Here is a 14,837-nt window from a genome sequence, read left to right as displayed (position 1 = left end):
GCTGCTGCAACTAAGGCACGCGGCAACAACGGGGCTAAGAGGGACTTGCATCCAGAGAATGCTGCCCACATGACGATAGTATATGTCACACCCGATGATCCGGACCTCAATGTTACTTTGGCCAAACTGACAGGAGGCGCAGATCAGAACGGCAACCAAATGCATATCTTGAGAGCAAGAGATACCGTTATCATAGAAGATTTATGGAAATGGTCCTCTATCGTGCTCCCCTGTACAAGCAGAAAAAACATATGTATCGTGGAAAGGCTCCCGGGACTCTGTTTCTCAATTCTTCATATGAGTCTTCTGCAATATCCTTCCTTATGCGGATGCGTTTCGGCTATGGCATGACGGTATAGAGAGCATCTGCTGCATGCTGCGGGAAGATGGTTTCAATATGAACAGGAAGACAGCAGACGGACTGTTCAGGAAGACTGTCAGAATACCGGAGAGTCTCTACAAGGCTCTCCGAATCGCCGTTCGTCAGTCCGATTATCTCAATATAGACGGGACATATCATAGGATATTGTCTGAGAAGAAAACAGATATGAAAGACGAAAACTCTGACAAGGAGGCCTCAGGCGAGGACCTTGCTAATAGGAAGGATATGGATAAGAATGATTCAGCTCAGGAAACAGGTATGAATTGACGCTTCCGCTGTGCGGGGATCAAGAAAGGGCCACCTGTGACTTGCTGCCAGCTCAGCTTTGAGACTGTCTTATTTTATCTATGAGGGCGGATCAAGGCCAGAGAAGATCATCCTTGACGAACTGCCGACTATCATGGATATGTACAGTCTGACGGCTACTCCGCATACAAGAAGACGGAGACTGACGAGTACAGGGATATATTCTGAATAGCCTGTCTGCAGCATATAAAGAGGAAGTTCAATGACTGCGGTGAAAAGAACAAGGCAGCAAGAAGCATAGGAAATCCACTCAACAAGTTCTACAGAAAAGAGCACTTGCATAAGAATGACAGAAACTGGACTGTTGAGGACAATCTCAGATGGAGACAGGAATACGCTCCACCGATGCTCAGAAAAATAAGAGAGAAGCTTGATCGTTTTCTTTCCCTTCCCGATGAAGTGCTTCCGCCAAAAGACGATTTTTATAAAGCCGTACATTATCTGGATAGCGAATGGAAAGCCATGGAAGGCATTTTCACTCGTGGAGACACTGCCCTGGACAACAATCTCTGTGAGCAGCTGAACAGGTATGTCTCAAAGTCAAGGCGCAACTCCCTGTTCTTTATTATTACTAACGAGAGTGCAGAGCGGGAAGCTATGTTCTACTCGCTTACCTTGTCATGCCTGTTAAACGGCATCGATACCTCCGAGTATTTTGCTGACGTTATAGACAAAGTTGCCCGCATGAAACCGAAAACACCAATAGAACAATACAGAGATCTATTGCCTGACAAGTGGAAGAAGAAAAGTTAGATAGTAAGCCCATGGTTAATAGCCACGGGCTTTATCTTTTTTAGGCCTACGCATACGCGGAGACGCTTACATATAAACAATAGGTATATAGTTAACACGGATATAAAAACACGGGAAATACCAACGAAATGCAAATTTTTAAAAATAAATCGAAAAAGTTTTGTATTAAACAATTACGTTTGTATATTTGCCAACAAAATGTAGTGGCATGATTACAAGTTTAGTAGCAGGAGTCTATTAGATGCCTTGAAAGCTGAAGGGGTTATGCTAATTTATATTTATCTAAAAATAATAAACGCAGAAAAATGAATAAAACACTGAATAAAATCGAAGGTTATTTGATTTTCTATAGTCATAGGCTTAGGGATGTAAGACTATTCCGCGGGAAAACAGGAATAGGGGTGGCATTTGACTGCCTATGCGAAGAAAAACAATGCCGACCTACTTAAAGACTTTATATGGATTCTTCATAAAGATGCATTTACAGCATTACGCCTGACATACCTAACACTATGAATGCTGAAGTTTCAGAACTTGTTTATTGCGATAGTTTCATAGAGAAAGTACAATAATGAAAATCAGGATCCGGAAGTCATAAGAAAATTTTATTTAATAAACATTAATCAATTGCTTTTAAATATCTTTTAAGTAATATTCTAAACGAAACAAAATTTACAAAATATGACAGAATATATATCCTCTAATCAAATTCTCAACAACTTGGCAAACTTGCCTCAATTGGTCTTTGAGGTAACAGATTCTTGCAACCTAAAATGCAAATATTGTGCTTATGGCGAATTTTATGACGATTTTGATAAAAGAGAAAATAAAATGATGCCAACATCTGGTGCAATACGCTTAATTGAATACCTGAATCAGTATTGGAACTCAAAGAGAAATACATCGGCAAAAAGTTTTATATACATATCTTTTTATGGTGGTGAGCCTCTAATGAACTTCAATTTTATCCGAGATATAGTAAATTTTGTAGAAAACAAGTTAGATTGCCCACGAAGGAAGTTCTTATTTTCCATGACAACCAATGCTATCCTTTTAAATCAGTATATAGATTTTTTAGTTGAACATGATTTCCACATCCTTGTAAGTCTCGATGGTAATAAAATAAATGATAGCTACAGAGTTGACCATAACGGAAATAGTAGTTTCGACCGTGTAATAAGAAACGTGGACTTGCTTCGTGAGAAATATCCAGATTTCTTTGATAAGAATATCAACTTTAACTCCGTATTACACAATCGGAATTCAGTAGAAGATATTTATAACTTTTTTAAAACTAAATACAATAAAAAGCCCACCATCAGTGAGCTAAACAATTCTGGCATCAAAGCTGATAAGATACAAGAGTTTAATCAAACTTATAGAAACTCTGAAGAAAGCTTACACCAGGCTGAACATTATGAAGAAATTGAAAAGGACTTGTTTATAGATTCAAGTAGTTATAAGAGTTTATTGTTGTATCTTCATCAATATAGTGGCTTCTATTATCGTGACTATACAGATTTACTTTGCGACAGGACTCAACTAAAGTATATTCCAACTGGGACATGTTTGCCGTTTGCTAAAAAGATGTTTGTTACGGTTAATGGCAAGATTCTTCCGTGCGAAAGAATCGGGCACCAGTATGGACTAGGACATCTTACTGCAACTGGGATTGAATTAGATGCTGAAGAAATAGCAAGAAAGTATAACGAGTATTATACAAAGATGGAAAATCAATGCAACTATTGTAAAAATAAGCCTTCATGTATTCAGTGCTTATTCAACATTAAGGACATAGAAAAGAGGCCTATATGCTATGGTTTCATGAATGAAGCGATGTTACAACAATTCAAACTTAAACAGCATCAATTTCTACGTGAACATCCTGATGCTTATCGAAAAATCATGGAAAAATTGGTAACTATATAATTATGTCCAATGTTAACATGGGATATATAAATTAATTATTAACTTCAATTTTTATTTTATGAAAATTAAACGATTTAAACTCAATGTTCTTTCCCAAGAGGAACTTCAAGAGAAGGAGATGAACGCAATTATTGGCGGTAACAGTTGTGGTTGTGCTTGTAGCTTTGCAGGTCAAGGTGGTTCTTCCACCAATGACAACGCAAGTGCAAACTATCAGAGTGGTTATGTATCTAACACTAAATGCAATTACGTTATCCTACGATCGTGGTGAAGGATTTGGAGTTGTTGTTAGACCTAAAGCTTCTTAAAAACTAAATTTGCGCCATTGTGAAGATAGCATAATAAAGTTGGTACTTCGCTTTGGCGCTTCTGATCTTTTAACCAATATGAAAGTATATTATAAATTATTATTCATAATCCTCCTACTACTATTTTGTGGTAACGTCTCTGCCCAGCAAAAACAAGGTAAAGCATCGCTTCCTTCTCCATTCGATTATGGTATCAGAAATCTTAAACAAATAGGAACGAGCAATATCCGTATTAAGTATGCCTTTCAAGCACAAGATTTGAACGATATGGATACTTGGATTGACTGTGGGCAACTTCTTGCAGATAACGGGTTGACGCAGTATTCTAGTTATTTCCTTTCTGAAAGTAATAAATCTTTATTAGAATGGATGAAAGAGCATGCTGATGCAGGCTTTTACCCCAGTGAACTAAATCTGAGAGGCAGGATGAAGGATTTTTGGACAGAATACCAGTTTTCTCAAATTTTCGTTCATGGCAATGAGCTAACAGAGTGGGCTGTTATGCCGTTAGCAGAAGGTCAGCAATGGAGATATAAGGAGCCATACCCTTCCATGAAGTGGACACTTGGTAAGGATAAGCAAACTATCTGTGGCTACGAATGTCAGAGTGCTACCTGCCATTGGCGAGGTCGTGATTACGTGGCATGGTTTACGCAGAAGATACCCTTGAAGTCCGGCCCTTGGAAGTTTGGAGGATTACCAGGACTTATTATGAAAATTTACGATACAAAACATCTATACACATGGGAAGCAGTCGGTGTAGAAAATGGTACATTCCCAATAATGCAGTTGGATGAAAAGAAGTTCAAAGATACTGACCGTATTAAAGTATGGAAGATGCAATATGAATATAATGTTAAATATAATGAGTTGTTCGGCAGATTTAATGCACAAGGTCAGCCTGTTACAAAACGTTATCCCTATAATCAATTGGAATTAGAATGAAGAAGTTTCTTATCTTCTTGTTATGGTTAATTTCGAATATCTCGTCTGCCCAGACAGTAATTAGCGGGTATGTACACGATGCTAAAGGAAGCCCAATAGATGCTTTTGTGACACTTTCGGTTTTAGGAAGTAAAATAGCTGATAGCTATGCCGATGTAGATGCCAAAGGTTACTATAAGTTAGAATACAAAGGAAATGGTGATTCACTTATAGTAACCGTATCGGGTATGAATTTCGGCAATGTTACTCGTGTCATAGCCAATAAGACGCAAACTGTGGACTTTTCTGTTGGATCTAAAGCTGTAGTGCTGAAGGAAGTCGTTGTTAAAGCGGAAAAGATTCGTCAGGCCGGCGACACATTGAATTACAATGTTGCTGCCTATCGTGATAATAACGACCGTGTTATTGCTGATGTATTAAAGAAGATGCCTGGTATTGAGGTTTCAGAGGGTGGAAATATTTCCTATAACGGAAAGAAAATCAAAGAATTCTATGTCGAGAGCATGGATTTACTTCAGAGTCGTTATAGCATTGCTACCTCTAATATCCCGGCACAGGATGTGGCAACCGTACAGGTGATGCAGAACCATCAGCCTGTACGGGCCATGAAAGATTTAGTACCCAGTAGTGATGTCGCGATCAATCTTAAACTGCGTAAAGATGCTAAAGGAACTTTAGCGCTGACAGCAATGGTTGGCGCAGGAGAGGCTGAAGCAGGAAGAGGCGACCGTTTCTTGATGCAGGGGGAACTCGTGGGAATGTACTTTGGGAAAAAGCAACAGGACATGACCCTTTATAAGGGCAATAATATGGGAAATGATGTGGCAAAGGAATTCCAGGAACAAAACGGTCACGAATTATTTTACGGAAGTGTTCCCCTATCATTAAAGACTATGGCATCTCCAGGCATTCAGCAGAATCGTTATTTGCAAAATCGTAGCCATGTGTTTTCTACTAATCATATATTGAAAGTAGATAGTTTGACTGATCTCACATTTAATGCCGTCTATCATGAAGACCGCATACGTGAATGGGGCGAGAGTGTAAGTGATTATTATATGAGCCCTACACAAAGAATGACGATACGTGAGTCAGCAGAAGCAGTTAGCCATATACACCACTTGGCTGCTACTGCTAAATATCAAGCGAACAAAATGAAGAATTATTTGTTGGATTGGTTAAATCTTGATGTAGATTGGAATAGTAAAGATGGAATTGGAACATTGGCAAGTGGTGAACGAACACCTCTGAGCATATATCAGTACATTAAAAACCCTTCGTTCACCATCGAAAATACTTTTCATTATTTACATAATACGGGTAAAAGGTCGTATACTTTCCATTTAGCTGCTGGTTATAATCAAAAGCCTTATATGCTATCTGTAACCCCAACTTCATTTATAAATAAAAGTTTAGCCGACTCGCTCATTCAAGATTACACTTTGAGAAACTTCAATGTGAAAGCATTCACAGGGCTTGGTTGGAAATGGGGAATATTTAAATTGGATTACAACTTTTATGGTAATATCAACCTTCAAAAGGTGGAATCTGAGTTGAAAGGCTTTGAAAACCCAAATTCTTCTAATTCATACGGATTTAACAAATATGAAGTAGGTGTCGAGCAATATGCTCAGATTAACTTAGAAAAATGGTTCTTCTCTTTGAACTTACCTGTTGCATTGAATATACAAAACCTTAACGACAAATCGTTGCAAATCAATCAAACATGGACACATCCTTTCGTTAGCCCTAAAATTGAGATAAGATTTATTCCATCGCAAAATACATGGTTTGTTCTTAACAGCAGTTATTATCATATTATTGATAACGAGGCACGGGCAGGAAAAGGAATGGTAATGTATAATTACCGTATGTTCCAGCGAAGTCTGGTAGAAGAAGCCAGCAGAAGCCAGACGCTGTACAGTACTTTTGCCCTTTATCACAAGAATACTTATCGTCAGTTTTTTATAAATACGAATGTTTCATGGCTTCACACACACACAAATGATGTAACGAGTATTGACTACGATGGTGTACAAACGATATGCCGTCTTACGCCCTTCTCACATAATGAGGACAATGTAAGGTTTAATGCTGAAACGAGCAAAGGTTTTGATTTTTGGCGTACTACCATTAAATTAATGGGCAGTTATGGATTGACGGACACACGCGCGTTGATTCAAAATATGCCTACTGATGTTCGTTCTCGTTATTGGAGTACTTCCGCCTATTTGGTAATAACGCCAGTATCTTGGCTTAACATTGCAGCAGCATACGCATTCGGGCAAAGCCGTAGTTATGTATCAAGTGCCAATGAAGCTCAAAAGGTTAACAATTCCACTATGCGTATAGATATGAATATTTATCCTACTTCACACTTAATATTGAACTTTGCCGTAGAGGATAATTATAATAACATTACGGCTACTGACAGGCATTGTTGGTTTGGAGATGCTAAAATCAAATATAGGACAAAACGTATTGATTATGAACTGGATGCCGTAAATCTTTTCAACCGATCGGTATTTACGCGTGTTACCTATAGCGGATTGGATATGTTCACCAATACGAGTTATCTGCGTCCACGACATCTTGCTTTTTCTATGAGGTTCAAGTTATTATAAAGCTATACTTCTCTATTAAATTCTTTCAGGCTCTAACTTTAGAGTAAAAATTTTAAAATCTAAAGACATTATGAAGAAATATTGGTTTTTCCTTTATTCACATATTTATGTGAACTTCAAGACAGACAAAATGCTGTTATATGATACACATACAGGATTAAAAATAATAACCTCGTCCTACGAAGCTATTCGAATCATACGTTCGCTCTATGATAACGAGAATATAGGTTCTATTGACCTGAATGATGAGCAATATCACAATCCACAGGTAAAAGACTTTATTGAAAAAGTTGTATCGGCAGGCATGGGGGAACTTATTAACAAGGATAAGAACCCTGTTAAGCCCGTCATCTTGCTTCCTGTTCTCTCTTTAAATCTTGATGTCGAAAAATTCAAGAATAATAAGAATGAAGACATTTTTGTAGGAAGGGATATAAGTAAGTATCTATTGGATATAAACATTGTTTTAAATGGTTCCTGTCAACAAGAATGCTCGCAATGTCTAAGCTACAACAAGCAATTCTTCTGTTGTAGCAAAAGTAAATTTTCAGAAGAGTTAACAGAAGAATCGTTAGATAATCTTTTGCGACAGATTAGCTATTTTCCTTTACGAACAGTAAATATAACTGGCGGAAATATCTACCAGTATAAACATCTGGACTTCTTCGATCTTCCTACCGGAGAGAATGATAAAGTCTTTAATTTTTATGTAAATTATTTGAATTATGAAAGTAACTCATACATCGATAAGCATACCGTTCATCTTATTATAAATACTCCTATAAATTATAATAAGTTAAGGGATTGTATCATCCTAACAGAAGGGAAAGATGTGAGATTTCATGTTATAGTTGAGAATTCAGAACAGTACGAAGAATTAGAGGCTGCCATGATAAAGTTTGGAGTTAAAGACTTTAGAACACATCCGTTTTATAATGGACATAATATTCAATTCTTCGAGGAAAACGTTTATCTTTCCCAAGAAGATATCGTTGCAAATCCGATTTCTATGCGGGAGATATTTAGAAATCAAAAACTAAATGCAAACAATTTTGGAAGTCTATATGTGCTTCCAAATGGAGAAATCAAGGCAAATATAAACGAGCAGACCATTGGAGTGTTAGAAAAAGATGAGATAATAGATATCATTAACAAAGAATTATTAAAGAATACTGCATGGCGACAGATACGTTCAAAAGCCCCTTGCAAGGACTGTGTCTACCAGTTTTTATGTCCCCCTCTGTCTAACTATGAAAAAATGATAAATAGGCCAAACTTATGTAACGTTTTTAAATAAACAAAAATGTTAGGACGAATACCAACTAATCTTATTAATTATCTTGCACTACAATCGGCGCAAATAACCGATCATGGACTATATCACGGAAGAATGGGTATAATCCTTGCATTATATTGCTATGGTCTTTGTCATAATGACCATGCTATTTGCGAGTTTGTTTGGGACATCTTACAGTGTACAGCAGAAAACTACAATGATGGCGATATATCTTTGGAGAACGGGCTTGCAGGTATAGGACTTGGATACACTCTATTATATAAAGCGGGTATGTTCCAAGATAATCTCAATGAATTACTATTTGACATAGATAAAAAAATAATGAGTATTGATCCTCGGAGAGTTGACAATTACTCCTTTGAGAAAGGTGCCTTGGGAATCTTATTTTATATTGAGCAACGACAATCTTTAGAACAACCTTGTGAGTCTATAGATGAAAAGTTTGTGCAGGAGCTTAAAGATAATGTAAGGAAGAATACCTGTTATGGTATAAAACATCAGCAGCTAAAAAACAGCATTCGTAAACCAGATTGGGATGTATCAGAATACAGGGATAAGAATGTTGGTATAGACAACGGTAGCGCTTTCTACGTAATAAATGAGTCTTATGACAAAATATTTTCTAATAAATAACAGAAGTATCGCTGCGGCGTATGGCATTGGCACATATGTAGAACAAATGATAGAAATTTTTCGAGACAATACTCTTTCGTATGAACTGAGTTTTATAGATATAAATACCGATATAAATGAATTCTCAGTAGATAAAGATCAATATGGCCTATTACACTATGTTTTTCCTTCTCATAAGGGGAGTTATCATTTATCTGCATACTATAGATACATTCTTTACATTCTAAGTTTGTATATAAAAGATGATGAGGAGGTCATATTCCATTTCAACTATTGCCAGTATATTGAATTGATTAGTTTGATAAAGGCTAATTACAAAAACTGCCGTGTGTATTATACAATACATTATTTAAGATGGTGCTTTATACTGAATGGCAATCTCACTCATTTTAGGAGAATTATTAACAAAGTTGCAGAAAATGAAACAGAACAAATTGTTCGTAGCGAATATGAAGATTGTAAACACTTACTCGCACTTTCAGATAAGGTCATTGTTCTCTCAAAATTTACTTATAATTTGATATTGACAGATTACAAGATAAGTAATGGGAAAATTCATCTTGTATATAATGGAATTAAAGAAAGTCCATCTATAGTGCCTTATAATGGGTATACTGAATGTACTACAAAGGACATTTTATTCGTAGGTCGGTTAGACGAAGTAAAAGGAGTAGAATACCTCATTAAAGCCTTCAAAATACTCTTGACTCATGGTGTTAAGGCTAAGTTGACATTAGTTGGTGATGGCGATTTTAGCCGATATTTGGCTCTGTGTGATGGTGTATGGGATAAAGTTACATTTACAGGGAAGATAGCAAAGAAAGATGTGGAAAAATTTTATAATTGTGCCACTATCGGAGTGTTGCCTTCATTCAATGAGCAATGTAGCTATTCAGCTATTGAAATGATGGCTCATGGCTTGCCATTTATAGCAACTGATTCTACAGGACTTGAGGAGATGATGGACTTTACTCCTGATTGCTTAGTACATATTGATGAGGAGAACTTCCAGCCAAATAAGTTTACTTATCAACTAGCAGAAAAGATGGAGTTAATCCTATCCAACAGCGTATTAAGAAAACAATGTTCACATCAACTATATCAACTATATAGAAAGAGATATACATTCAATTGCATGAAAGATGCTATGGTCAATCTTTTAAACCATAAAAGAAGAATAAGGAACTTTCTTTCACAAGACTTCATCCCTTACCTGGATAATGAGGCTATTCGGCTAATTAATTGCCAGCCTGTTCTTGATTTAGATAATATAGGGTTAACTGGAATTGGATGCTACCTTTGGTGGAGAATAAAAACGTTAAAGAACAGTGAGGATGCAGCAAGGAGGTGGCAATTGCAGGAGTACTTAATCTACTACATTGATTGGCTGTTTGATGTAGTAAATTCATTAGGGAAAGAAGCAATTTCAACTCGCTTTGAGGAAATTCCTTTAAATTGGCTATTGAACGAACTTAAAACTGCTGGATTCTATCCAACGAAAGTATACAAAATTTATACTCAAGTGCTTTCATTTGGGATAAGCCTTGATGATAAGATTGCCAAAAGCCTTGATGAGATAGATATTCTACAGACCATGTTAAAGATATACAACTTACAATTATAGATCATGAATGGATTAAAAAATTGTACTTTCATAATACCCTTCCGCATAGATTGCCCTGAACGACAAAGGAATCTATCCTTTGTACTTCATTGGTTGGCTCATATAGATGCTAAAATCGCATTGATAGAAGCAGATACAATATCCCGAATAGATAAAACTTCCTTTACAGAGAATATCAGTTATCGATTTGTAGAAGATCATAACCCAATCTTTCATCGTACACATTATATCAATACTCTGTTGGAACAATCAAACACAGATGTAGTGTCAATATGGGATGCAGATATAGTAACAAAGTATGAACAGATTGAGGAAGCTGTTCAAAATATAATGAAGGGTAATACACTTACTTATCCATACCATAAAGAATGTATAATGCTCTCTCCTGAGGATACGGAGAAATTTCTGAAGACAGAAGACTTCACTTGTATTAATCACCAAGAATCACACCCAATAATAAATCGCACCTTCTGTGGTGGTGCATTTTTTGTAAACCGTCAGAAATACTTATCACTGGGTGGAGAGAATGAGCACTTTATAGGTTGGGGACCGGAAGATGCAGAACGATTAAGACGAGTTCAAATTATGAAACACCCTATAAAATGGACAGTTAAGGGAAATGCGTATCATCTGTACCACCCCAGAAATGAAAATTCTCGATTTTTTGATGAAAAAACTGCAATTGAGTTGAGAAAGGAATTCGTCAAAATTTGCTGTATGAATAAAAAAGAACTTCATGAGTACATTAAGACATCTTTGAAGCAAAGCATTTAAAAGATAAAAAATCACTTATTCAAAGATATTTTCTTCATTTATTATTTTGGTATTCAACATATTGTGAGATAAACATGAATTTTAAAAAGTTTCCTCATTATATTCAGCATGATGTCGCCGATTGTGGTCCGACTTGCCTCAAAATGGTTGCAAAATACTATGGCAAGGAGTACTCGTCTGAGATGTTACGCCAGCATTGCTATATTTCACGTACAGGTGTATCTATGTTAGGTATAAGTGATGCTGCAGAATTTATTGGTTTCCGCACCATTGGTGTTAGAATTTCTTTCGATCAACTTGCTAACGAAGCACTGCTGCCTTGCATTTTACATTGGAATCAAAATCACTTCGTGGTTTGTTATAGAATTGAAAGGAATAGAAAAGGAAACTATAAGATATACATTTCAGATCCTGCTTCCCAACGGTTATGCTATGATAAAGAAAAGTTCTTAAAATGCTGGTTAAGCACAAAATCTGACAATATAGAAAAAGGAACAGCCTTATTGCTTGAACCCGGAGTTGAATTTGGGACCCGAAAGGAAGAAGTTGAGTCAAAAAAACATAGTTTGACCTTCTTCTTAAAGTACTTCTTGCCTTTCAAAGGACAGTTTCTGCAATTGCTTATAGGAATGCTTGTGGGCAGCCTGATACAATTAGTCTTCCCTTTTTTAACTCAGGCAATGGTAGATTTCGGTATTGGAGAACAGAATCTCAGTCTGATAACCCTAATACTCATTGCTCAGCTCATATTGTTTCTTGCACAATTAAGTGTGGGGTTTCTCCGCAATTGGATACTTCTCCATATTAATTCACGAATCGATATCTCACTTATTTCTGACTTTCTCATAAAATTGATGAATATGCCCCTGCATTTCTTTGACACCAAACGAACAGGTGATATTATGCAACGCATCGGAGATCATGGGCGTATTAAAAGCTTTTTGATGGGTAATTCTCTAAATATTATCTTTGCATTTGCAAACTTCATCATTTTTGGAGGTATTTTAGCCTATTATAACTTAAAGATTTTGATGATATTTTTAATAGGTAATACCTTATATTTATTTTGGATTCTATATTTCATGAAATATAGACGGGAACTTGATTATAAACGTTTTAACCAGGCATCAACAGAACAAAATAAAATTATTCAGTTGATACAAGGAATGCAGGACATTAAGCTCAACAACTGTGAAAAGCAGAAAAGATGGGAATGGGAACATATACAAGTTAATTTGTTCAAGATTAGTGTTCGAGGCTTAACAATTGGGCAAATTCAGCAAGCAGGAACAATCTTTTTTACACAATCGACTAATATACTTATATCATTCATCGCAGCACGTGCTGTATTAGAGGGACAGATGTCATTAGGCATGATGATGTCTCTAACTTACATTATCGGGCAGGTCTCTGCCCCTATCGGAGATTTTATTAGCTTTGCGCAGGCACTACAAGACGCAAAAATAAGCATAGAACGTTTAAATGAGATACATTCTCAGGATGATGAGGAAATTGACATTATTCATAAGACCTCTGTCCTTCCAAAAGACAGAAGTATATACATAGAACACCTACAGTTCAGCTATGACGGATCTGAAAGAAATCTTGCATTAGATGATATTAACCTTATTATACCAGAGCACAAAGTAACAGCTATTGTTGGAGAAAGTGGCAGTGGAAAAACCACACTTATCAAACTTTTACAAGGATTCTATCTACCCAACAAAGGCAATATAAAGGTAGGAAATATCTCCCTCAACTCTATCAATCCACATCTGTGGAGAAGCAAAACAGGAAGCGTAATGCAGGAAAGTTTTATCTTTTCAGATACCATAGCTAATAATATAGCACTTAACACCGATAATATTGATATAGATTCATTATACCACGCTGCAATTATGGCCAATGCGGATGATTTTATATCAGCACTCCCATTGGGCTATAATACAAAAATAGGTATGGAAGGTTCAGGGGTGAGTCAAGGACAACGTCAGCGACTATTGATAGCTCGAGCTATATATAAGAATCCAGAGTTTATTTTTTTCGACGAGGCAACAAATTCATTGGATTCAACCAATGAGCATATAATAATGGATAATCTGAATGAATTCTATAAAGGCAAAACCGTTGTTATAGCTGCCCATCGATTAAGTACAGTCAAAGATGCAGATCAAATTGTTGTCATGAGGCACGGACATATCGTAGAGATAGGTACACATGAGGAACTTGTCAAAAGGAAAGGTTATTATTATACATTGGTTAAGAATCAACTGGAATTAGGAAAATGAAAGAATCAAAACATGATATTCCAAATATAGAGTTACGCAGTGAAGAGGTACAGGAGTTAATGGGAAAAATTCCTCCGACCATATTGCGCATTGGCATTTCTATAATATTAGGATTTGTCTTAATTATAGTTATACTAAGTATTCTTATAAAATATCCTGAAATAAAAACGGTCCCGGTTGTGATAAAAAATGTAAATAATATCACTAACATTAAAACTGCGTTTGCTGGACGTATAATAAAAATTAAGATGGATTCAAGTCATGTATATAAGGATGACACTTTAGCTGCATTATTAACAATTAATGAAGACAAAAATGATACGTTCTATATCATATCACCGTCAAGGGGCATCATCTATCCTTGTAATGTATTCAACAAAAAAGACATTGTTGAAAAGAACACTATCCTTTTCGTATTGGCTGATTCCATTCAAAAAACACTTTTGGCGAAATCATATGTTTCTAATAAATTAAGGAAAGAAATCAAAACAGGTATGACAATAGAAACTAATATTGAAGGTGCAACTTTGCAAGGAAAAGTGAAAAATATAGCAAAATTCGCAAATCCTAACAATGGAACCTATGCAATAACAATGATATTTGACACTCCAAAAGAGTTTAAAAATATAATTATTTGGAATATTCAGTCGAAGGTTAGAATACGGATAACTAACCAAAGTATATTTAATAGATTCTTTCATGAAAAGATTCCACATATGGAACAAAATTAAAATAGTAAAATGAATATAGCATTTCTTTCATCCTTAAATCCTAAAGACACATTCATCATTGGTCGGGAACACTTTATTATATGTTTCACGAGCTTGGTAAGCGAAACCATGTAGAGTGGATAGATGATAATCTGTTCTCAAAATGTATCACAAGAGACCTCATGGCAACGACTCTGAGTTTCATGCTGAAGAATATGCAAAAGAGAATGGTTATAGCCCCAAAAAGTTTCTATAACTGGCGTT

13 protein-coding genes are annotated in these 14,837 nt (G+C 36.1%); all 13 read left to right on the top strand.

Annotated features, from left to right (window positions below; all coding sequences use genetic code 11):
- The coding region (locus PREMU_RS16075) for a hypothetical protein (protein WP_473234633.1) at window positions 1–351 on the top strand (351 nt) is incomplete at its 5' end.
- A 46-nt stretch (window positions 352–397) separates the two neighbouring features.
- Window positions 398–649 carry a hypothetical protein gene (locus PREMU_RS11855; RefSeq protein WP_244863885.1) on the top strand — a complete coding sequence of 84 codons (252 nt, stop codon included), beginning with the start codon at window positions 398–400 and terminating at the stop codon, window positions 647–649.
- A gap of 207 nt (window positions 650–856) precedes the next feature.
- Complete coding sequence (locus PREMU_RS14270) at window positions 857–1,441, top strand: IS66 family transposase (protein ID WP_083819254.1); 585 nt, start codon at window positions 857–859, stop codon at window positions 1,439–1,441.
- A gap of 681 nt (window positions 1,442–2,122) precedes the next feature.
- Window positions 2,123–3,370, top strand: coding sequence for a radical SAM peptide maturase (locus PREMU_RS11845; protein ID WP_007575626.1), 1,248 nt, complete (start codon window positions 2,123–2,125; stop codon window positions 3,368–3,370).
- A 58-nt stretch (window positions 3,371–3,428) separates the two neighbouring features.
- A complete protein-coding gene (locus tag PREMU_RS14685; RefSeq protein WP_007575625.1) occupies window positions 3,429–3,641 on the top strand; it encodes a TIGR04149 family rSAM-modified RiPP in 213 nt (70 codons plus the stop codon).
- A 115-nt stretch (window positions 3,642–3,756) separates the two neighbouring features.
- The gene (locus PREMU_RS11840; RefSeq protein ID WP_040559024.1) at window positions 3,757–4,623 is read left to right on the top strand and encodes a GLPGLI family protein; all 867 of its coding nucleotides are present in this window, start codon (window positions 3,757–3,759) and stop codon (window positions 4,621–4,623) included.
- The gene (locus tag PREMU_RS11835) at window positions 4,620–7,247 is read left to right on the top strand and encodes a peptidase associated/transthyretin-like domain-containing protein (RefSeq protein ID WP_007575623.1); all 2,628 of its coding nucleotides are present in this window, start codon (window positions 4,620–4,622) and stop codon (window positions 7,245–7,247) included. The genes PREMU_RS11840 and PREMU_RS11835 overlap by 4 nt, the downstream gene beginning before the upstream one ends.
- Before the next feature lie 70 nt (window positions 7,248–7,317).
- Window positions 7,318–8,544: a TIGR04150 pseudo-rSAM protein gene (locus PREMU_RS11830; protein ID WP_007575622.1), complete on the top strand. Its 1,227-nt coding sequence runs from the start codon at window positions 7,318–7,320 to the stop codon at window positions 8,542–8,544.
- Between the two features lie 6 nt (window positions 8,545–8,550).
- Window positions 8,551–9,177 carry a lanthionine synthetase LanC family protein gene (locus PREMU_RS11825; RefSeq protein ID WP_007575621.1) on the top strand — a complete coding sequence of 209 codons (627 nt, stop codon included), beginning with the start codon at window positions 8,551–8,553 and terminating at the stop codon, window positions 9,175–9,177.
- On the top strand, window positions 9,152–10,801 hold the full coding sequence (locus PREMU_RS11820; RefSeq protein WP_007575620.1) for a glycosyltransferase: 1,650 nt from the start codon (window positions 9,152–9,154) through the stop codon (window positions 10,799–10,801). Before PREMU_RS11825 ends, PREMU_RS11820 begins: the two co-directional genes overlap by 26 nt.
- 3 nt (window positions 10,802–10,804) lie before the next feature.
- On the top strand, window positions 10,805–11,575 hold the full coding sequence (locus PREMU_RS11815; protein WP_007575619.1) for a galactosyltransferase-related protein: 771 nt from the start codon (window positions 10,805–10,807) through the stop codon (window positions 11,573–11,575).
- A 74-nt stretch (window positions 11,576–11,649) separates the two neighbouring features.
- Window positions 11,650–13,863 (top strand): peptidase domain-containing ABC transporter, encoded by a 2,214-nt coding sequence (locus tag PREMU_RS11810; protein ID WP_007575618.1) that lies wholly within the window; start codon window positions 11,650–11,652, stop codon window positions 13,861–13,863.
- Window positions 13,860–14,594: an efflux RND transporter periplasmic adaptor subunit gene (locus tag PREMU_RS11805; RefSeq protein ID WP_007575617.1), complete on the top strand. Its 735-nt coding sequence runs from the start codon at window positions 13,860–13,862 to the stop codon at window positions 14,592–14,594. Before PREMU_RS11810 ends, PREMU_RS11805 begins: the two co-directional genes overlap by 4 nt.
- The last annotated feature ends 243 nt before the right edge of the window (window positions 14,595–14,837 follow it).

The organism is Hallella multisaccharivorax DSM 17128, from assembly GCF_000218235.1.
GTDB classification, from domain to species: domain Bacteria; phylum Bacteroidota; class Bacteroidia; order Bacteroidales; family Bacteroidaceae; genus Prevotella; species Prevotella multisaccharivorax.
This window is presented reverse-complemented; position numbering and strand designations above follow the sequence as displayed.

Coding starts and splice junctions, on each gene's coding strand:
- PREMU_RS11855 (WP_244863885.1), top strand. CDS start 398: ATGAACAGGAAGACAGCAGACGGACTGTTCAGGAAGACTGTCAGAATA.
- PREMU_RS11845 (WP_007575626.1), top strand. CDS start 2,123: ATGACAGAATATATATCCTCTAATCAAATTCTCAACAACTTGGCAAAC.
- PREMU_RS14685 (WP_007575625.1), top strand. CDS start 3,429: ATGAAAATTAAACGATTTAAACTCAATGTTCTTTCCCAAGAGGAACTT.
- PREMU_RS11840 (WP_040559024.1), top strand. CDS start 3,757: ATGAAAGTATATTATAAATTATTATTCATAATCCTCCTACTACTATTT.
- PREMU_RS11835 (WP_007575623.1), top strand. CDS start 4,620: ATGAAGAAGTTTCTTATCTTCTTGTTATGGTTAATTTCGAATATCTCG.
- PREMU_RS11830 (WP_007575622.1), top strand. CDS start 7,318: ATGAAGAAATATTGGTTTTTCCTTTATTCACATATTTATGTGAACTTC.
- PREMU_RS11825 (WP_007575621.1), top strand. CDS start 8,551: ATGTTAGGACGAATACCAACTAATCTTATTAATTATCTTGCACTACAA.
- PREMU_RS11820 (WP_007575620.1), top strand. CDS start 9,152: ATGACAAAATATTTTCTAATAAATAACAGAAGTATCGCTGCGGCGTAT.
- PREMU_RS11815 (WP_007575619.1), top strand. CDS start 10,805: ATGAATGGATTAAAAAATTGTACTTTCATAATACCCTTCCGCATAGAT.
- PREMU_RS11810 (WP_007575618.1), top strand. CDS start 11,650: ATGAATTTTAAAAAGTTTCCTCATTATATTCAGCATGATGTCGCCGAT.
- PREMU_RS11805 (WP_007575617.1), top strand. CDS start 13,860: ATGAAAGAATCAAAACATGATATTCCAAATATAGAGTTACGCAGTGAA.